Source organism: Kitasatospora sp. NPDC087314, assembly GCF_044744365.1.
Taxonomy (GTDB): domain Bacteria; phylum Actinomycetota; class Actinomycetes; order Streptomycetales; family Streptomycetaceae; genus Kitasatospora.
Genome location: NZ_JBIUYE010000015.1, coordinates 169,219 through 186,854 on the forward strand (window position 1 = coordinate 169,219; position 17,636 = coordinate 186,854).

Sequence of the window (17,636 nt, forward strand, 5' to 3'; positions counted from 1 at the left end):
CCGGTCGCGACGGTCCCGCGGGTCACGCAGCCGCTCGGAACGGGCCTGGCAGACGCCACCGACGGCGGCAGCCACCAGGACGAGGACCAGCAGGCCCGTCACGGCCGGCCCCGGTGGCGCTTGAACTCGCGGATCAGCGCGAGGAGGTTGATCAGGGTACTCGCCGGGATGTTGCCGATGTTGACGAGGAAGCGGCCGTCCAGGATGACCTCGCCGGGATCGGCGGAGGGCCAGAGGAGGCCGAACTCGCGACCTTCGGAGCGGAGTTCGACGATCAGACCGGAGATCTGCCGGCCGGTGAGGTGGCGGATCGCCGGGTCGGCCGGACGGATGGGGTGGAGGGCGTTCACGCGGCGCCGTCCAGCTCGAACCAGACCCGCTTGCCGAGCTTCTGCGGCTCCGCACCCCAGCGGTGGGTGAGCCCCTCGACCAGCTGGAGCCCGCGGCCGGACTGGGCGAGGGCATTGGGCTTGCACTGCTCGGGCAGCACCGAGCTCCGGTCGGCGACGGTGACGCGGAGGGTGCCGTCAGCGATGACGACCAGGACCATCGGCGCGGCGGTCGCCCCGTGCCGCCAGGCGTTCACGATCAGCTCCACGAGCGCGAGTTCGGCGTCCACGATCGCAGAGTGCGCGTACCCGGCGCGCGCCATGGCGTCGCACAACGCCTCGCGGGACACGGTGAGGGAGGGGGAGTTGAGGTTGGGGTCACACATGGGGAATCTCCCAGTGGTGCAGAAGGGGCGCACATGAACGTTACTGACGATCCGTCCGATGCGCGGCATGTGATTGGACTGTAAGGTCTCAAGGGCCAATGATGCAACACAATCTGTAATTTCCCCTACACTGCGAGTAGGGTTGCCGTGCAAGGAGGCAGGTACGTGGGACTCAGGACCGAGGTCAGCGGACGACAGCGACACTTCGGCGAGGAGCTGCGTCGTCTACGTGACGCCGCGGGCGTATCAGCGCCGGAGATAGGCGCGATGCTGGGCATGAAGGGACCTGCCGTCAGCCACACCGAGGCTGGCAGGCTGAGCCTCAACCTCGACCGCCTGCACATCTGGCTCGACGCCTGCCACGTCACCGACCCTGGCTACCGCTCCGCTCTGATCGCCATGAGCGAGAGCACAGGAAAGGGCTGGTGGACGAGCTACAGAGGGCTCGTCAAGCACGCCGCGCTCGACCTCGCAGAAGCCGAGGCGGATGCCACAGCGCTGGACAACTACGAGACCTTCCTGATCCCAGGCCTTCTCCAGACCAGGGCCTACAGCGAGATCATCCTCGAATACGCCGAAAAGAAGATCGAGTTCCGCCGAAAGCGCCAGCAAGTCCTGGATGTCGAAAACGCGCCGCCAATCCGGGTGGTGCTCCACGAAGCGGCGCTGCACATGATGTACGGCGGGCCGACCATCATGAGGGACCAGCTGACCCACCTCATCGAGGTCGGACAGCTCCCTCACGTGACGCTTCAGATCCTTCCGTTCGACTGCACCGTGTTTGCGGAGACCGATACGCCGTTCATGCTGATCGCCGGCCGACACCCACGGCTGGATACTGTCCTGCTAGAACATCCGCACGGTTCATCCTTCATGAGCGATCCTGAAGGAGTGGCGGTGTTCCGGCGGAAGTTCGACCAGATCAGAAGCTTGTCCCTACCTCCCCTGGACACCGCCAAGCCCACGCCGTCGTCGGCATTCCGCGACTCGCTGGGCTTGATCCAGCACGTCCGCTACAAGGTCCAAGGTAGGTAGCCATGCACCAACTCAACTGGCAGAAGTCGAGCTTCAGTGGCACAAACGCCAACTGCGTGGAGATCGCTTCTGCAGGCGAGCTGGTCTACATCCGCGAGTCCGACGACCCCGCCCACATCGTCACCACCACCCGCACCAAGCTCCATGCCTGGATCCGCGGCGCCAAGGCCGGCGAGTTCGACCACTTCACCGCCTGACCCACGCCCCGGCCAGCACAACCTTCGCGGCCACCACTACGAGGTTCAAGGTAGGTAGTCATGAGCCAGCTCAACTGGCAGAAGTCGAGCTTCAGCGGTGACAGGGCCGACTGCGTCGAAATCGCTTCCGACGGCGAACTGGTCTACATCCGCGAATCCGACGACCCCGCCCACGTCGTCACCACCACCCGCACCAAGCTCGACGCCTGGATCCGCGGCGCCAAGGCCGGCGAGTTCGACCACTTCACCGCCTGAACTCCACGGCCCGTGCCCCGGTCATGCCGGGGCACGGGCCGGGAGCGGCAACGTCATCACCGTCTACACCCGGCACGTGAGAAGCCCGCCGAGGCAAGTGATCTCGAAGGCTCCCTCGGCTTCGATCAGCGATCCCGCAATCTCAGCCGCCCTTGCGACCGTCTCCTGGAAGGGGACTCCGCACTGGTCAGCCCAAGCCTCGTATGAGGCGAGGTGGGAAACGACGGGAGCGGGGTCGGTGACCACGATGCTGCCAGGCAGCTCTCTGGTTCGGACCTCCCTGAACGCCGCTTCGAGGTGGGCCGGTGCCTTCGCAGTTCGCCGCTCCGGGGCAGCGTCGAGAACGAGCAGCACTTTCTCTTGCACGCCATCGAGATCGCCGTCGGCCAGATGGGCATTGGCCAGGTCAAGGCGTGCGGCCAGCAGGTCACCGGAGGACCGCTCACGCTGCGGGCCGGACTCGTACAAGGTGATGGCCTGGGAGGACGCTTCGATGGCGCGACCCACGTTCCCTCGACCGCCCAGGGCAAGAAGCGCAGTGCCGGCATAGGCCCACTGCTTGGCTTCGGGGAACGTGAAAATACCGGGAACGTCCACTGCAACGGGCGAATCACACCGCGCCGTATGAGCCGACTCGACGGCCCGTGCGGCAGTCGACCGGTCACCCAGCGCGGCAGCTGCCCTGGCTTCAAGGCTGAACAGACGCGTTGAGACGGTCCCGCCATCCGGGTACTGCAAGCCCGATCTGGCCAGCTCCGCCGCCCGGGAGTAGTCCTGCCTCCAGTAGGCGATCAGGGACTGGAGCGACCTGATCCAGGCGCGCAAGCCGTCATGGCCAGCCAACTCGGCGCATCGCCACGCCGTTCGCGACTGGGTGGCGGCGGCCAGGTACTGCCCGAGGTCGAGTGCCACATGAGCGGAAAGCCCACAGAGACGGCCCGCCTGCACATACAGATGGCTTGCCTCATCGGGGCGTTGACGACCGCGGAGTAGCTCAAAGACGACTCGGCGGAGTGCTCCGATCTCGTGGAAGAGCTCGGATACGGGCTTGCAGACGTAGTCGGCCGCTAAGCGGACGATGTCGAAGTCGATCTGCTCCAAGAACGTGCCGTCCACGTTGGAGGCACTGGCGAACTGAAGGAAACGGGCAGACTCTGCCGAGTCGGCGGCAACCACTTCTGCGATTCTCCGGGTCTCCTGGAACCCCTCTCGGCCGGGTTTCGTGAAGGCCGACGCGGATGCGGTGGCACGAGGCCGCGAAGATGAGCCGGCGGCTCCGAGAAGCTCGGCCAGCTGGTCGACGGAGATCCTGAGGACGCGAGCGAGCTTCGGACGCATCCACGGTTGCGGTGTGCACCTGCCGCTCTCCCATCGCCCAACCGTCGTGCGGTCGACTTGGACGGCTTCAGCAAGAGACTCCTGCGTGTGGCCGACCGCCTCCCTGCGTTGAACGAACTGATGTCGCCGCGGTGCCATCTCAGACCTCCAGATGCTCTGGTCCGTCAGTATTCCCAACGATCCAGGTCGGGCCTGGACTTGCCGCATCGATGCCGCTCTTCTGCTCCAATTCTGCTCTGGTACAGCCCCTTTAGAGACGGTTCTCTGGAGGCACGTCGGGAGCACTTCCCGGCGCTCCCCGCCCCCAACGGACCTAGAAGGAGATCTCCATGACTGAGAACCTGACCGACGGCGCCGAACCGGAGAGCGACGGCCTCTTCGTCGCCCGCTCGAAGGTCGCGGCGGCCCGTTCGCGCGGCGAGCAGCCGTCCGACGGTGGCTCCACCGGACGCACCGACACGAACGACTGACGGACTCACTGCAATGACCGCCGAGCGGTTCTCGGTGGTTGAGCGTCTGGGCGGGAAGGACTTCCTCGCCCAGACACTCGGCCGTAGCTTCAAGGTCGTACGCGGCGAGGCCGCGCCCCCCAGCGGACTGATGAACTGGGACGATCTCAACGACATCCTGACCCACCACCGCTTCGAACCCCCTCGTCTGCGTCTGGCCGCCAACGGGGAGCAGCTACCAGCACACACGTACTCGCGTCCGATCGTCACCCGGCGAAGCACCGTCTGGCACCAGCTCCAACCCTCCGAGCTGCACAAGCGGCTCGCCGAGGGCGCCACCCTGGTTCTCGACGCCGTCGATGAGATCCACCCACAAATCAGCCTCCTTGCCGCCCAGTTGGAACGCTGGCTACGGACCGGAGTGCAAGTCAACCTGTACGCTTCGTGGACCGGCACCGAGGGCTTCGGTGTCCACTGGGACGACCACGACGTGGTCGTCGTCCAACTCGACGGTGCCAAACGCTGGCGCGTCTACGGGCCAACCCGCGCGGTACCGATGCACCGCGACACGGAGATGCCGGAGTCGCCGCCGGGTGAGCCCATCGTCGATCTGGTCCTCACCGCCGGGGATGTGCTCTATCTACCCCGGGGATGGTGGCACGCCGTCGCCGCGTCCGAGGGCGTGCACTCGCTTCACATCACCTGTGGGCTGCAGAGCGCTACCGGTGCCGATCTACTCACCTGGCTTTCGGAGATCCTGCGAACACACGAGGCCGTCAGGGCGGACCTCCCTCGATTCGACACGACGGAAGAGCAGTGCAGATTCCTCGAAACGATCGGCAAGCTCGTCGCAGCCGAGTTGGAACGCACTGACCTGATCACCCGCTTCTCCGCCGCCCGAGACGCCATGGAGCGCGCCCGGTTGGCACCGTCGTTGCCGTACGTCGCCGCAGCTCCACCCGACGGCGCCCTACGAGTTCGGCTGGTCACGGCCCGTCCAGCATTCTCCACCGGGCCGGGGAACACCATTCGTCTGACTGCCGGCGGCGAGGAGTGGACGTTCGCGGCCAAAACCCAAGCAATGCTTGTTCTCCTTGCTGACGGGGAAAACCACACCTTGGCAGAACTCGCCCTGGCCGCTGGCATCAGCCTCACGCAGGCCGCCGGTCTTGTGACAGAGCTGGTCGATGGCCAAGCTGTCACGGTCGCAGGTGCGAAGTGACCGCTCTTCTGGGCCTTGGTACCTACCGTTGTCCAGACACGACCGAAGCCGCGCTGATGGCTGTTGTCCACGGAGCCAACTGGGTGGATACCGCTCCCAACTACGGAAGCGGCTGCGCCGAGGCGCTTCTCAGGCCCGTCCTTACCTCGTACCCGGATCTGCGCGTCTCGACCAAGGTGGGGTTCATCCCGCCCAGTGCTGGCCGGCTCGGCGTTCACTCAGGCGTGTTGTCTGCCGAGAGCGCCAGCCGCGGACACTGTCTCACCCCGGACTACATCACATGGCAGACAGCACGGAGCAGACGCCTACTGGGCCGCATGCCCGACATTGTCTTCCTCCACAACCCGGAGCACGACTGCCAGGAGCGCGACATCGCGGGCCGGTTGTACTCCGCGTTCGCCGCTCTGGAAGAGGCGTGCAGCCGACGGGCCATCGGCGCCTACGGAGTGGCAACGTGGAGAGGATTCAGCAGCAAGCTTCTCAATGTGTCCACGCTACTCCAACTCGCGGCGGCGGCTGGCGGATCGGGGCATCACCTTCGCGCCATCCAACTCCCTGTCTCCCTCGTTCACCTGGCACCGGTTGCCGAAGCTATCGATGGACGTGGCGTACTGATCGAAGCAAGCGCAGCAGGTCTGGACGTCTTCGCATCTGCTCCCCTCCACGGCGGCGAGATTCCCGACATCGTGACCCACGAACTCGCAGAGCTGATCAGCCCTGGTGCAACGCCAGCGCAGGCCGCCCTCTCCCTCGTCGCCTCGGCACCAGGGGTGCGACGCGTCCTCCTCTCGACCAGCAGCGCGGAACACTGGAGGCAAGCGGCCGATGCCCTCGGCCGGCCCCCCTTGTCTCCGGATGTTCTACGGAAGGTTGTTGATGTACTCGGAACCTGAGCCGGGTATCGCCGAGCGGATGCGTGCGATGCACATGGTGGCTGCGGCCCGACTGAACGCCTCCCCGATCGACTCGCGCGAGGCGTGGGGGTGGCGCGGCCGCACGCTCGGCCGGGCGGTGACTACGGGCTCCGGTGAAGGCTGGCTGCGGTTGGTGTCCGCGCAGGCTGGCAAGGCTGGGGGCAAGCTCTGGGAGGGACCGCAGGAGGCAGAGCGTTGCATGCCTCCTGCGGTCCCTCGCCCCCGCTTGCTCGGGCAACGGACCTGGGTCGACGGTGAATTCGGCTACCTCGCCGAGCTGTACGACCGGGTCACCGCCGCCACCATTACCACGCGCGAACCCGTCCTACGCGCGGAGCCACGCTTGGATGACGCCTGGTGGGACAGCCTCGCCGACGCCCTCGGCGCCATCGCCATCGTGCCCAGCAGCCGGGTGGCCGTACGCCAGGAGTACCTGGACCGGGCGATGCCGCAGTTCCTGGGCTTCCCCGTCGACACCACCGTCCCCGTCTGGACGACCGCCCACGGCGACCTGCACTGGGCCAACCTCACCGGGCCGACGCTCTCCGTCCTCGACTGGGAAGGCTGGGGCACCGCACCCGCCGGCTACGACGCGGCCCTGCTCCACGCGTACAGCCTGCTCGTCCCCACCACTGCAGCAGAGATCCGACTCCGACTCGGGCACATCCTCGACTCCCCCTCCGGGTGCTTCGCCGAGCTCGTCGTCATCACCGAACTCCTCCAGACCACAACCCGAGGCGAGAACCTCGACCTCGAAGCCCCGCTCCGCTCACGTCTCAGGCACCTCATCGACCGCTTCTGATCTCCCTGTTGCGCAGGAAGTCGACCCCACCGACTTCCTGCGCAACACCCGTACCCGTTTTGGCCCGCGTCCCAGGTGTCCTGGGACGCGGGCCGTCGCCGCTTCGGCACCGCCGAAGCGGCGACGGGAGAAACCGGGCGGGAGAAGGGGTGGGGGGTGGGCGCCAAGGCCGGCGAGTTCGACCACTTCACCGCCTGACCGCACAGAACAGAAGGGCAGCTCCCGCGAGTGCGCGGGAGCCGCCCTTTCCCCGGGCGCCGCCGTCACTCCGGGGCGGGCGTCGGGACGATCCAGAGCTCGGACGGGCCGCTGACGATGACGGACTCCAGCCGGGCCGGCGCCGGGCTGGCCGGGTCCAGGACGCTGCCGGGGTAGGCGCCGAAGAGGCCGTCCAGGGCCACTTCGGCCTCCAGCCGGGCCAGGGGTGCGCCGAGGCAGAAGTGCGGGCCGTAGCCGAAGGACAGGTGCTCCTTGTCGGGGCGGGTCGGGTCGAAGTCGTCCGGCCGGTCCGGGTGGACCTCCGGGTCCCGGCCGGCCGCGCCGAATCCGAGCAGGATCGGCTCGCCCTGCCGGATGACCACGCCCTCGCCGAGGTCGATGTCCTCCAGGGGGTAGCGGAGCGGGACGTGCATCACCGGGCTCTCGTGGCGCAGGGTCTCCTCGATGACGTCCTCCCAGCCGAGCGTGCCCTCGCGGACCTGGGCCAGGTAGCGGGGGTGGGTGAGGAGCGCCTGGACGGCGCTGGTGATGAGGTTGACCGCGGTCTCGTACCCGGCGCCGAGCATCAGGAAGAGCTCGTCGCGGGACTCCTCCTCGGTGCGGCCCGTCTCGCCGCCGGTGCTGACGGCGGCCACGTCGCTGGCGAGGTCGGGGCCGGGGTCGCGTCGTTTGAGCTCCAGCAGTTCGGCCAGCACCACGTTGATCTCCGCCCGTGAGACCGTCATCTGCTCGGTCGTCGCCGTCGTCGTCAGCAGGGTGTCCATCGACCGGCCGATCTGCGGCCGCATGTCGGCGGGTACGCCGAAGAGGTCGCAGATCACCGTCATGGTGAGCGGGAGCGAGAGGGCCCGGCGGATGTCCACGGCCTCGCCGGGGGCGAGGTCACGGAACGCGCCGACCAGGGCGGCGGTCGTCGCCTCGATCCCGGGCCGCAGCGCGGACACCCGGCGGGGCGAGAACGAGGGTGCCATCCGTCGTCGTGCCGAGCGGTGTTCGCCGCCGTAGCGGTTGAAGAAGTTCTGCTGGAACGCGATCGGCCCCATCGGCCATCCCTCGGGCACCGAGGCCAGGCCGGGCCAGTGCTTGCACGCGTCGCGGGAGACCCGCGGATCGCCGGTCAGGGCGCGGATCACCGAACTGCGGGTCACGGACCAGGCGATGATGCCGCCGGGGAGTTCGACCCGCACGGCGGGCCCGGCGGAGCGGAGCTCCGCGTTCTGCTGGTGTGGGGCCCGGGCGGTCATGTCCAGCACCGGGCAGCCGCTGTCGTCTGGAGCCATGGCATTGCTCCTCAGGATCTCTCGGGGGGTGCCCCGGTGTCTGTGCTCCGTTGTAGAGGGGCCCGGTGCGGTCGTCAACGGGTCGCGACGGTGGTACCAGGATCATCCGGCCAGACGCACCGTGCACCGTCTGTGCCGATGCTCAGGTCGAACCGGCAGAGGCCCGGCCTCCCCGCTTCCACCCGCCACCGGCGAGCACCCCCGCTCTCGTTCGACAGTTCCTCGGAGCGTCAGAGCGGGAGCCACCACCTGCTGATCAGCGCCGAACGCCGGGTCGGCCGCCGCGGCGCCTCCACGAAACCTTCCCCACCCCGGGCTGCGCCGTCCTCTCGCGCAGCCTCACATCCGGGACCTCAACACGTCGACCTCGCAGCCCGGCGCGAACGGGTCGAAGCCGTGCTCGATCAGCCAGCGAACCACCAGCAGGCTTCGCAACGACCACCACGCGTGGATCACGTCGAGGTCGATGTCGGTGCCGTAGCCGGCGATGACGTCGTCGAGGTGCTCCTCATGTCCGAGCGTGAAGGTGGCGAGGTCGTACAGGGCATCACCCTGGCCCGCCTCGGACCAGTCGATGACGCCGGTGACCTCGTCGCCGTCGACGAACACGTGCGCGATCTGCAGGTCGCCGTGCGTGAACGCCGGAGTCCACGGCCGGAGCGCGGCCTCGGCGACCTGACGGTTGCGGGTGACCAGGTCAGCGGGCAGGAGGCCGTTCGCCACGAGCAGCTCGCACTCGTCGTCGAGTTCGGCCGCCAGCGCGACGATGCTCCGGCCGGCCCGGCCAGGCCACGGCGGCAGCGGCGCGTCGTGCAGCTTCCGGATGGCGGCGCCCGCCGCGGCCCACGCCGCCGGCGAGGCGGTCGACGGCCCGCCGAGGCGGCCGAGCGTCGTCCCCGGGAGGGCGGCGAGCGCGAGCACGGGTGGCTTGCGCCACAGGACCGCCGGCGTCGGGATCGGCGCCATCGCCATCGCCTCGACCTCGACGTCGATGCGCGCCTGATCGGCGTCCACCTTCAGGAACACGTCGCCGACGCGCAGGGTCGCGCGCTCGGAATGGGCGACGACGACCTCGACCTCATCCATGTCGCCCAGTATCGAGGGGCGACCGCCGCTGTCGCCGGGGTCTTCGCGGGCGCGGCGGGGGCGTCGCAGCCGGCCCGCCACGCACCGCCCCACGTGACCGACCTGCCGCTCGGTCCTACTGCTCGGCCGTACCGGGTTTCCCGCTGACGGACTCCTGATAGACGTCCGCGTAGGTGCGCGAGTCCTTGACCAGGTCGTCGCAGAAGGCGGCGACGTCGTTGCCGATGAGCTCCAGGACTCCCTTGCCGGCCGCGACGCCCTCCTCGAAGAAATCGACGATCCCTGAGAGCAGGGTCCCGTCAGCCAGGTCGATCGGTCCGATCTTGAAGAAGTACTTCTGCATCTCCTTGTAGACGATCCGATAGTCCGGCGGGAGCGCCTTGACCCGCGCCGTGTGCGCTCGCCACTGCTTCTTGCCCTCGATGATGTCCTGGATGCCCATGTCAGCCTCCTAGCTGGCCCAACTTCCTTGCGACGTTCCTGTTCAACTGCTCGCGCCACCGGTCGCGATAGCTCCGGGCCCCTTCCCCGCCGGCCAGCGCCGCGCAGAAGCCCTCGACGTCGTCGCCCAGCACGTCGTGGACGCTCTGCCCGTCCGCCGCCGTCTCTTCGAGCAGCCCCAGGGCGCCGTCGAGGATCGGCATCAGGTTGCGACCCGTGAAGCCCGAGTAGGGAGAGAGGTGAACCTTGATCTGCTCCCACGCCGCCCGGTGGTCGGGCGGCAATGCCGCGGCCCGGGCTTCGAACGCCTTCCATTCCCTGGTGAGGTCGCTGCCGGTCATGCTCTCCCAGAAGTTCATCTCCCACCCTCCCTGAGCTTGTCGATTCGTGACGAGAGGTACTCCCATTTCGCCCAGAACCTCCCGAGTTCTTCGCGCCCCGCGTCGTTGAGCGCATAGAACTTGCGCGGCGGACCCATCCCGGACGGTCGCTTCGTCACCTGGACGAGCCCGTTCCTCTCCAGCCGCAGCAAGATGGTGTAGACGGTCCCCTCGACGACGTCGGCGAAGCCGAGTTCGTTCAGCCGGCGCGTGATGGCGTACCCGTAGGTCTCCTCGCCGCCGATGATCTCGAGCACGCAACCCTCGAGCGTGCCCTTCAACATCTCCGTCAGGTCGTCCATCGCGGACCTCCTCTTCGACCCTCCCAGTACCTCGTATCACCGAGTACCACTACACAGTATCACCGAGTAGCCCGCAAGTCGAGGGGTTCGTCGGTCGCTAGGAGTAGGTCCTGCGCCGCAGGCGCGCTCCGCGCCCGCTTGGCTAGGGTCGGCCGTCATGGAGAGCACCGGAATCGTTCGTCGCCGGACGGCGGAGCGCATGCGCGACACTCTGGAGCGGCTCGTCACCGAGCGGGATGTCTGGGTGTCGACGGCTCACCCCGAGCACGGGCCGCACCAGGTGCCGCTGTGGTTCCTGTGGGACGGGCGAGCAGTGTGGATGTGCACCGGCGCCACGTCCGTGACCGCGCGAAACGTCCGCGAAGAGCCGCGGGTGCGCCTGTCGTTACCGGACACCTTCGACGTGGTGCTCCTCCAGGGTGAGGCGGAGTGCTTCCCGGACCAGGAGGTGCCCGGAGACGCCGCGGAGGCGTTCGCCGGCAAGTTCGGGTGGGATCCACGCGCGGAAGAGGGTTCCTTCCTGTACGTACGCGTGGTCCCGAGGACTGTGCGCGCTTGGCGCGGAGAGCCGGAACTACGCGGGAGAGTCATCATGCGCGACGGGATGTGGCTGGAACAGCGGCCGTCCCTCGCCGACGCGCCGCTCTCGGATCACGATCCACGGCTGGAGCAGTAACCCCCCGCCGTGCGTGGGAAGTCGGCGCTTCCGACTTCCCACGCACAGCGGCCCAAGCGGCGACGAAGGCAACCGGGGGGCCGGGTGGCGGGCGGTCAGGGGCGTAGGAGTCGGGTGGCGAGGTCGACGGCCTCCCGTACCGGGACGAGACGGCAGCCGGCGGTGCCGAGGTGGGTGGAGGTGACGCCGGTGGCGGCGGCCAGGACCCGGGTGCCGAGCTCGGCGAAGTGGAGGTCGTCCAGGTCCGGCGCCTGGAAGGTGAGCCAGCCGTCGGGCCCGGCACAGCGGTACTCGCGCACCCGGACGTCCGGCTGGCGCAGGTCGGCGAGGTGGAAGGCGGTGAAACGGGCCATCGGGACGCCGAGCATCAGCACCCGGGCGTCGAGGTCGTAGAGGCGCCCGAGCGGCGACTCCGGGCCCAGGTGGGAGGTGAGCGGGTGGTGGGCGGTGATCTCCGCCGCCCGGCGGCCCAGCGCGGCCCAGGAGGTCTGGGGGTGGCGACTGCGCAGCGCGCCGGGTCGGGTGCGGATCTCCTCGGAGAGCGCGCCCATGGTCGGCGAGCAGGGCGTGGTGGCCGGGTCGAAGAGCGGCATCCGGGACTGGTACGCGGTCACCTCCGCCGGTGACAGGCCGGCGGTGGCGGTCTGGTGGATGCGCGAGGTGGCCGAGTTCTCGGGGGTGGCGGTGTAGGCGACCAGGGTGCCGTCCGGGCCGAGGACTTCGAGCAGCGCGTCGACGACGCCGGCGGCGCCCCCGGCCACCGGGCCGAGGGCGCGCAGGGACGCCTGGACGTGCAGCACCATGCCCGGACGGACGCCGAGCTCTGCGAGGTCATGGACGAGTTGACGGGGGGAGAGCGCCGTGGCGACGCTGCCGGCGCGGGATTCGGTGAGGATGACGGTTCCCCGGAGTTGGGGCCCCGGGTGAGGGTGTCCCGAGGCCGGGTGAATGAGGTCAGGCCATGGCGCGTTCCTGCCGGGCCCGGGCGGCGGCCTGTTCGGCGGCGGGGGGCAGGGGCACGGCGAGCCACGGGGTGACGGTCTCACGCATGCCGTCGGCGAAGCGCAAGCCGGCCGAGGTCAGCGAACCGGATTCGGCCAGCCGTTCGACCGCTTCGGCGGTGTACTGCCGCCAGAGCGCGAACTCCCGCCGCGCCCGGTCGGCGGCCTCGCCCGGCAGGCCGTCGTACGCGAGGCTGCGGGTTCCCCAGTACTCGGTGACGGCCAGGTGGGCGTAGGTGCCTTGGAGCAGCCCTTCGAGCGGCCGGGGGTCGGGCCGCCAGGGGGCGAGGTAGAGCGTGTCGTCGCTCCGGTCGTACAGGTCCAGCAGGTCCAGTACGGCGCCGAGCTTCACGTGCTGGAACTCGTGGGCCAGCAGCAGCGCCAGGGTCGGCGCCGTGGCGGGTCGGGCGATGCCGACCGCGCCGAAGGCCTGGCGCGCGGCCGAGCTGATGTCCCGGCCCGCCGGGCCCGGCCGCAACGGGGTCACCGTCGTGAGGCCGGCCCGCATCCCGTCCGCGTACCCGGGCAGGTCCCGCCCGAGCAGTTCCCCGGCTTCGCGCAGCGCGCCCGTCCAGTCGAGCAGTTCGCCGGTGGACAGCCGCTCGGACACGGCGTGGTCGTGGCTGTCCCGCAGCGGGTCGACGTCCTCCAGGGAGACCGTCCACCCCGGGGCGAGCCGGATCCGGCGCAGCGGCTCGTCCAGGGTCGTGCGGACCGAACCGTCGGCCGCCCGCACGCTGAACCCGCCCGCCAGGCCCGTGACGACCGCCTCCCCGGCGGGTGCGGCGATCCGCCCGAGCGTCGGCAGGTGCAGCCACCCGCCGCGCACCGGCACCGCCACCGCGTCCCCCCGCCCGGCCCGCACCGCCGCGGCCGCGGCGAGGGCGGCCAGCGGCCCGAGGTCGGTGCCGAGGTCCCCGGCCAGGCGGCGGGCGGCCCAGGCCCGCGCGTACGGGTGGGCGAGGACGGCGTCGACGGCGGCCGGCGCTGCGACGTCGAGCTCCGCGAGCAGCGACCACGCTTCGGCCCGACCCTGCCCGGAGGCGTCCCAGGCGGCGGCCAGCATCGCCCGGGTGAGCGCGAGTTGGGAGCGGGTGAGGGCTCGGACGGTGTCCGCGCCGCCGTACCCCCGGGCGAGCTCGTCGAGTTGGGGCGGGGTGAGTGCGGCGGGCACCACCGGTTCGCCGCCCTGTGCGGGCACCACCACCGGACTGCCGTGTGCCGCAATGCCGTTGATGAGCGTCATGAGGTCCCCGCAGTAGACGGAGGGGTGGTCGAAGCCGCCTCCCCCATCGTCGCTCCGATAGCGGTGGGCGTACAGGCCGCCTCCGCAGGAGCGCACGACGGGGCAGGACCGGCAGGTGGGGCTGAGCCCCGGCAGGCCCGACTGGCGGGCGGCGATGCCCGGGTGGCGGGCGAGGTCGTCGAGGCTGTGGTCGAAGACGTTCAGACCGGTGGCGGGCGCGCCGTCGTACGCGGTCTTCAGGCTGTCCGCCTGCTCGAAGGTCCCGTCCGTCTCCAGCACCGCGAGGTCGGAGGGTTCCAGTCCGAGCGACTCGGTGAGGCTGGAGAACCCGCGCAGGGTCCGGTGGACGGATTCGAAGGTCCGCACGGCGAACGGCCGGCCGTCCGCTTCCCACAGCCCGTGGACGGCGAGCAGCCAGTCCGCGTACGGGGTGTCACCCTGCCCGGCGGGACGTTTCGGCGGCTCGTCCCAGGTGGCGTGCGGGAGCAGGAAGTCGACCGCGGGGGGGTCGAGTTCGGCCAGCGCCCGGTACACCCGGACCGGATCGTTCTCGACGTCGATGGTGCACAGCAGCCCGGCGTACAGGTGCCGGTACGCGGGCTCGCGCAGCAGCGCCACCGCCCGCAGGACCTGCGGATGACTGCTGCGCCCGTCGGCGTAGCGCCGGTGGCGGTCGTTGGCGGCCTTGTCGCCGTCGAGCGAGATGCCGACCTTGATGCCCGTCTCGGCGAACAGGTCGCAGAAGGCGCGGCTCAACAGCACGCCGTTGGTGTGGATGCGCAGGTCGAGGGCGCAGCCGGACGGGAGGGCCGCCCGGAGCGTCCGCGCGGCACGGCGCAGCCGGTCCGGGCCGGCGAGCAGGGGTTCTCCCCCGTGCAGGACGACCCGGATGGCGGTCAGCCGGTGGGCGACCGCGTGCTCGCCGAGGCGTTCGGCGGCCCTGGTCAGGATCTCGTCGCCGATGACTTTCGGCCGGGCGCGCCAGCTGCTGTCCGCGTGCTCGTAGACGTAGCAGTGGTCGCAGGCGAGATCACACCGGCTGTGCATCTTGACCACGAATTGCGTGAGAGGCAGCGGAATTCGCGTCGTCATGGATCTGATGGGGTTGGGGCTCGGCCTGGGGATTCCGTTCGGGGTGACGGAGCGTGTCAGATCGAGGAGTTGAAGGCCGCGACCGGCACGAGGCCGGATTCCGCGCCGGGGAGCGCGCGCTGCAGACGGTCCGCGAGCTCCTCCGCGCCCAGTGCGGCCAGATCGGCGAGGGAGAGGCGATCCGAGGCGTCCTGAGGCTCTGTCAGGTCGGTGGTCGGCCGGGTGCTGGTTACCGGTGTCATCTTCGTTTCCTTAGGCGCGGTTAGGACCGGTCGAGGGTGGGAAAGCCACCCAAGTTCAAGACTGCGACCACGATAGACCCAGCCGGGCCTTTGCAAGACGGCTTGCGGTCTCGACTTGGCGCCCCTTGCCGGTCGAAGCCGTGCAACGGCGGCCGCAGCCCCAAAAATTCACCCGTTCAGCGGTCGCGCGCTTCGCCCTGGCGCACGCCGAAGCGTGGACGCCAGGCCGGGGCGCGACCGGCGCGACCGGCGCCACCGCGACGGGGTCTCCCGCGACCGGCGGCCCCGCACGCACACGCCGCACGGCCGCAGGCCCCACGAGCACACGCCCCGACCGGCCTGCCGAACCACGGCCGCCCTCAGGCGCCGCCCGGACCTCGCCCCGGCTCGCCCAGTCCGCGCACGGCCCGATCCAGCTCCCGTGTGAACTCCATCCCCGCGCCCGTGAGTTCACCGCTCGCCAGCAGCGTTCCGGACGCCGCGCCGGTGTGCGCCCGCCAGCGCGCGAACTCCCGCTCCGCCCGGGCCCGGTCGCCCTCGCCGGCGGCCGCCTCGGCCCGCCAGAAGTCCGCGACGCCCAGGTGCGCGTACGTCCCCTGCAACAGCGCGCCGACCGGGCGCAGGTCGGGCCGCCAGGGGGCGTGGTAGACGGCGGCACCGTTGGGCCGGTGCAACGGCACGAGGTCGAGCAGGGCGCCCAGTTGGACGTGCAGGAACTCGTGCACCAGGGCCAGCGCCAGCAGCACCGGATCGCCCGGCAGCGAGGCCGCCACCCCGCCGTACGCCCGGCGGGCGGCGGCGCTGACGGCCTCCCCGCCCGGGGCGGGCCGCAGCGGGACGACGGTGGTGACGCAGGCCGCGACCGCCTCCGCGTGCCGCCGGTGGCGGCGCACCAGGATCTGCCACGCCTGCGCCAAACGCTCCTCCCACCGGCCGAGTTCGACGGGATCGAGCGGCCCTGCCGGGGGTCTCCCGTAGTCCACCCGGCGCGGCCCGAGGTGGTCGATCACCGGCCCCCACCGCAGCCCGTCGCACTCGAGCGCGAGCGCCGGTCCGAACCCGGCCCCGGCCCCGGCCCCGGCCCGCACGAACTCGCCCAGCCCGCCCAGCGGAACGGTCTCGCCGGCCGCGAGGCCCCGCAGGCAGTCGGCCGCCCAGGCGTCCAACTCCGGCCGCAGCAGCACCTCTTCCCACCGCGCCCGGTCCGCCCGGTGCAGCGCCCACACCTCGGCGCACGCCGCGCGGTAGCCCTCGTCGTCCGGGGCCGCCCGCCGCAGCGCCAGCAGCAGCAGCACCCGTTTGCTCAACTGCCCGGCGCGCAGCAGCCGGACGGCCTCCGGTCCGCCGCGTGCGCCCGCGATCGCCCGGAAGGTCGCCCGGTCCACCCCGTGCCGGGGCAGTCCGTCCGCACCGCGCGCGCCGGGCACCCCGGCCGCCACCACTTCGCCCGTACCTGCCACCGGTCATCCTCCTCGCCCAGAGCCGGTCACACCGGCCAGTCCGGTCACGTCCGCCCGCAGTCTCCCCGCGATGTGGCGGATCAGCCGGTCCAGGTCCGCGCAGTACACGGACGGGTGAGCGAAGGCCCCGGCGAAGCCCTCAGCGGCACCCCCGGCGACACCCCCGCCAGCACCCCCCGCCGCGTACCGGTGCGCGTAGAGCCCACCGCCGCAGACCCGGGCCAGCGGGCAGGCCGCGCAGACCGGCCCGAGCCCGCCGAGGCCGCGCTGGCGGGCCCGGAAGGCCGGGTGCGCGGCGGCCTCGGCGAAGCCGTGCCGCCAGACGTCCAGACCGGTCCCGGCGGCGCCATCGAAGGCCACCTTGAGGCTGTCCGCCTGTTCGATCGTGCCGTCCGCCTCGACCACGACCAGGTCGACCGGCGCCAGGCCGACCGCCTCGCTGGCCGCCCGGCCGCCGAGCAGCAGGACGGCCAGCTCCTCGAACAGCCGCACGCCGGTCTCCCGCCGGGGGGCGTCGTACCAGCGGTCGAAGGCGGCGATCAGCCATTCCCCGTACGGCGCGGGCTCCCCGCCGCGGGGAGGCGCGAGGGGCACCGTCCGCCGCACCCCGGCCGGCTGGGTCTGCCAGGTCGCGTGCGGCAGCAGCAGGTCGAGCCGGGGCGGGGCGAACTCCAGCAGTGCCTCGTAGGTGGCCACCGGGTCCGCCCGCAGGTCGACGACGCAGAGCAGCCCGGCGAACAGGTCGCGGTGCTCGGCCGAGCCGAGCAGCCGTACGGCCTCGGCCGCCCGCGCCCAGCTGCCCGCGCCGGAGGGCAGCAGCCGGTGCCGGTCGTGGTCGGCCCGCGCGCCGTCCAGCGACACCCCGACCGCGACCCGGTACCGGTGCAGCACGTCGAGCAGAGCGGGTTCGTCCAGCAGCCGCAGCCCGTTGGTCTGCAGGCTGAACCGGATCCGCGGGCCGGCCGAGGCCAACTCGCCCAGCAACGCGTCCAGGTGGGCCGCACCGACGAGCAGCGGCTCGCCGCCGTGGAGCACGACGGCCACCTCGTCGAGCCGGTGCTCGGCCGCGTGCTCGGCGATCCGCCGGGCGGTCCGGCCGGCCGTCGGCAGCGCCATCAGCCGCGGCCGGTCGCGCCAACTCTGGTCCGCGCCCTCGTACATGTAGCAGTAGTCGCAGGCCAGGTTGCACCGGCTGTGGATCTTCAGCAGGAACTGCCGGAACGGCACCATGCGCGCGAGCCTAGCGCCGTCCGCCCGGACCGGGCCCTCCCCGCCCCGCGCCCC

General features: G+C 70.8%; 22 protein-coding genes. 9 read left to right on the forward strand and 13 right to left on the reverse strand.

The window, feature by feature from the left end:
* Window positions 1–98: 98 nt before the first annotated feature.
* Both ACIO5E_RS30255 and ACIO5E_RS30260 read right to left on the reverse strand, forming a co-directional pair.
* Window positions 99–350 carry a hypothetical protein gene (locus ACIO5E_RS30255; RefSeq protein WP_400673905.1) on the reverse strand — a complete coding sequence of 84 codons (252 nt, stop codon included), beginning with the start codon at window positions 348–350 and terminating at the stop codon, window positions 99–101.
* A complete protein-coding gene (locus ACIO5E_RS30260; protein ID WP_280678682.1) occupies window positions 347–715 on the reverse strand; it encodes an ATP-binding protein in 369 nt (122 codons plus the stop codon). The genes ACIO5E_RS30255 and ACIO5E_RS30260 overlap by 4 nt, the downstream gene beginning before the upstream one ends.
* A 165-nt stretch (window positions 716–880) precedes the next feature.
* Between ACIO5E_RS30260 and ACIO5E_RS30265 the strand changes: the two genes are divergently transcribed.
* From ACIO5E_RS30265 to ACIO5E_RS30275, 3 genes are read left to right on the forward strand one after another with little or no spacing between them, the layout of a single operon-like run.
* Entirely contained in the window at window positions 881–1,750 is an 870-nt protein-coding gene (locus tag ACIO5E_RS30265) for a helix-turn-helix domain-containing protein (RefSeq protein WP_400673908.1), read from the forward strand.
* 2 nt (window positions 1,751–1,752) lie between these two features.
* Window positions 1,753–1,947, forward strand: a complete 195-nt coding sequence (locus ACIO5E_RS30270) for a DUF397 domain-containing protein (RefSeq protein WP_400673911.1) — start codon at window positions 1,753–1,755, stop codon at window positions 1,945–1,947.
* Window positions 1,948–2,007: 60 nt separating this feature from the next.
* Window positions 2,008–2,202 (forward strand): DUF397 domain-containing protein, encoded by a 195-nt coding sequence (locus ACIO5E_RS30275; RefSeq protein WP_400673913.1) that lies wholly within the window; start codon window positions 2,008–2,010, stop codon window positions 2,200–2,202.
* Window positions 2,203–2,265: 63 nt separating this feature from the next.
* On the opposite strand, the gene ACIO5E_RS30280 is transcribed toward ACIO5E_RS30275, so the two are convergent.
* Window positions 2,266–3,747: a helix-turn-helix transcriptional regulator gene (locus tag ACIO5E_RS30280; RefSeq protein WP_400673915.1), complete on the reverse strand. Its 1,482-nt coding sequence runs from the start codon at window positions 3,745–3,747 to the stop codon at window positions 2,266–2,268.
* 122 nt (window positions 3,748–3,869) lie between these two features.
* Here ACIO5E_RS30280 and ACIO5E_RS30285 point away from each other — a divergent pair, with 122 nt between their 5' ends.
* The 5 genes from ACIO5E_RS30285 to ACIO5E_RS30305 all read left to right on the forward strand — a co-directional run bounded on the left by ACIO5E_RS30285 (window position 3,870) and on the right by ACIO5E_RS30305 (window position 7,125).
* Window positions 3,870–4,010, forward strand: a complete 141-nt coding sequence (locus ACIO5E_RS30285) for a hypothetical protein (RefSeq protein WP_400673918.1) — start codon at window positions 3,870–3,872, stop codon at window positions 4,008–4,010.
* Between the two features lie 13 nt (window positions 4,011–4,023).
* Window positions 4,024–5,211 carry a cupin domain-containing protein gene (locus tag ACIO5E_RS30290; protein ID WP_400673920.1) on the forward strand — a complete coding sequence of 396 codons (1,188 nt, stop codon included), beginning with the start codon at window positions 4,024–4,026 and terminating at the stop codon, window positions 5,209–5,211.
* The gene (locus ACIO5E_RS30295) at window positions 5,208–6,104 is read left to right on the forward strand and encodes an aldo/keto reductase (RefSeq protein WP_400673923.1); all 897 of its coding nucleotides are present in this window, start codon (window positions 5,208–5,210) and stop codon (window positions 6,102–6,104) included. Before ACIO5E_RS30290 ends, ACIO5E_RS30295 begins: the two co-directional genes overlap by 4 nt.
* 364 nt (window positions 6,105–6,468) lie before the next feature.
* The gene (locus tag ACIO5E_RS30300; protein WP_400673925.1) at window positions 6,469–6,927 is read left to right on the forward strand and encodes a hypothetical protein; all 459 of its coding nucleotides are present in this window, start codon (window positions 6,469–6,471) and stop codon (window positions 6,925–6,927) included.
* Between the two features lie 75 nt (window positions 6,928–7,002).
* A complete protein-coding gene (locus ACIO5E_RS30305) occupies window positions 7,003–7,125 on the forward strand; it encodes a hypothetical protein (protein WP_400673928.1) in 123 nt (40 codons plus the stop codon).
* Between the two features lie 65 nt (window positions 7,126–7,190).
* On the opposite strand, the gene ACIO5E_RS30310 is transcribed toward ACIO5E_RS30305, so the two are convergent.
* The 5 genes from ACIO5E_RS30310 to ACIO5E_RS30330 all read right to left on the reverse strand — a co-directional run bounded on the left by ACIO5E_RS30310 (window position 7,191) and on the right by ACIO5E_RS30330 (window position 10,635).
* Window positions 7,191–8,426, reverse strand: a complete 1,236-nt coding sequence (locus tag ACIO5E_RS30310) for a cytochrome P450 (protein ID WP_400673931.1) — start codon at window positions 8,424–8,426, stop codon at window positions 7,191–7,193.
* A gap of 339 nt (window positions 8,427–8,765) precedes the next feature.
* Window positions 8,766–9,512 (reverse strand): phosphotransferase family protein, encoded by a 747-nt coding sequence (locus ACIO5E_RS30315; RefSeq protein WP_400673933.1) that lies wholly within the window; start codon window positions 9,510–9,512, stop codon window positions 8,766–8,768.
* Between the two features lie 115 nt (window positions 9,513–9,627).
* Window positions 9,628–9,954: a DUF1048 domain-containing protein gene (locus ACIO5E_RS30320; protein ID WP_400673936.1), complete on the reverse strand. Its 327-nt coding sequence runs from the start codon at window positions 9,952–9,954 to the stop codon at window positions 9,628–9,630.
* A gap of 1 nt (window position 9,955) precedes the next feature.
* Window positions 9,956–10,312: a DUF1048 domain-containing protein gene (locus ACIO5E_RS30325; RefSeq protein ID WP_400673939.1), complete on the reverse strand. Its 357-nt coding sequence runs from the start codon at window positions 10,310–10,312 to the stop codon at window positions 9,956–9,958.
* The gene (locus ACIO5E_RS30330) at window positions 10,309–10,635 is read right to left on the reverse strand and encodes a PadR family transcriptional regulator (RefSeq protein ID WP_400673942.1); all 327 of its coding nucleotides are present in this window, start codon (window positions 10,633–10,635) and stop codon (window positions 10,309–10,311) included. The genes ACIO5E_RS30325 and ACIO5E_RS30330 overlap by 4 nt, the downstream gene beginning before the upstream one ends.
* A gap of 157 nt (window positions 10,636–10,792) precedes the next feature.
* On the opposite strand from ACIO5E_RS30330, the gene ACIO5E_RS30335 reads away from it, so the two are divergent.
* Window positions 10,793–11,311 carry a pyridoxamine 5'-phosphate oxidase family protein gene (locus ACIO5E_RS30335; RefSeq protein ID WP_400673945.1) on the forward strand — a complete coding sequence of 173 codons (519 nt, stop codon included), beginning with the start codon at window positions 10,793–10,795 and terminating at the stop codon, window positions 11,309–11,311.
* A gap of 95 nt (window positions 11,312–11,406) precedes the next feature.
* Here the strand turns inward: ACIO5E_RS30335 and ACIO5E_RS30340 are convergent, their stop codons facing one another.
* From ACIO5E_RS30340 to ACIO5E_RS30360, 5 genes are all read right to left on the reverse strand, one after another.
* Complete coding sequence (locus ACIO5E_RS30340) at window positions 11,407–12,114, reverse strand: aminoglycoside N(3)-acetyltransferase (protein ID WP_400673948.1); 708 nt, start codon at window positions 12,112–12,114, stop codon at window positions 11,407–11,409.
* A 151-nt stretch (window positions 12,115–12,265) separates the two neighbouring features.
* Window positions 12,266–14,650 carry an FxsB family cyclophane-forming radical SAM/SPASM peptide maturase gene (locus ACIO5E_RS30345; protein ID WP_400673951.1) on the reverse strand — a complete coding sequence of 795 codons (2,385 nt, stop codon included), beginning with the start codon at window positions 14,648–14,650 and terminating at the stop codon, window positions 12,266–12,268.
* A gap of 56 nt (window positions 14,651–14,706) precedes the next feature.
* The gene (locus ACIO5E_RS30350) at window positions 14,707–14,892 is read right to left on the reverse strand and encodes a hypothetical protein (RefSeq protein WP_280678708.1); all 186 of its coding nucleotides are present in this window, start codon (window positions 14,890–14,892) and stop codon (window positions 14,707–14,709) included.
* Between the two features lie 359 nt (window positions 14,893–15,251).
* Window positions 15,252–16,352, reverse strand: a complete 1,101-nt coding sequence (locus ACIO5E_RS30355) for an aKG-HExxH-type peptide beta-hydroxylase (protein ID WP_400673954.1) — start codon at window positions 16,350–16,352, stop codon at window positions 15,252–15,254.
* A 3-nt stretch (window positions 16,353–16,355) separates the two neighbouring features.
* Window positions 16,356–17,582 (reverse strand): FxsB family cyclophane-forming radical SAM/SPASM peptide maturase, encoded by a 1,227-nt coding sequence (locus ACIO5E_RS30360; RefSeq protein ID WP_400673957.1) that lies wholly within the window; start codon window positions 17,580–17,582, stop codon window positions 16,356–16,358.
* Window positions 17,583–17,636 lie beyond the last annotated feature (54 nt).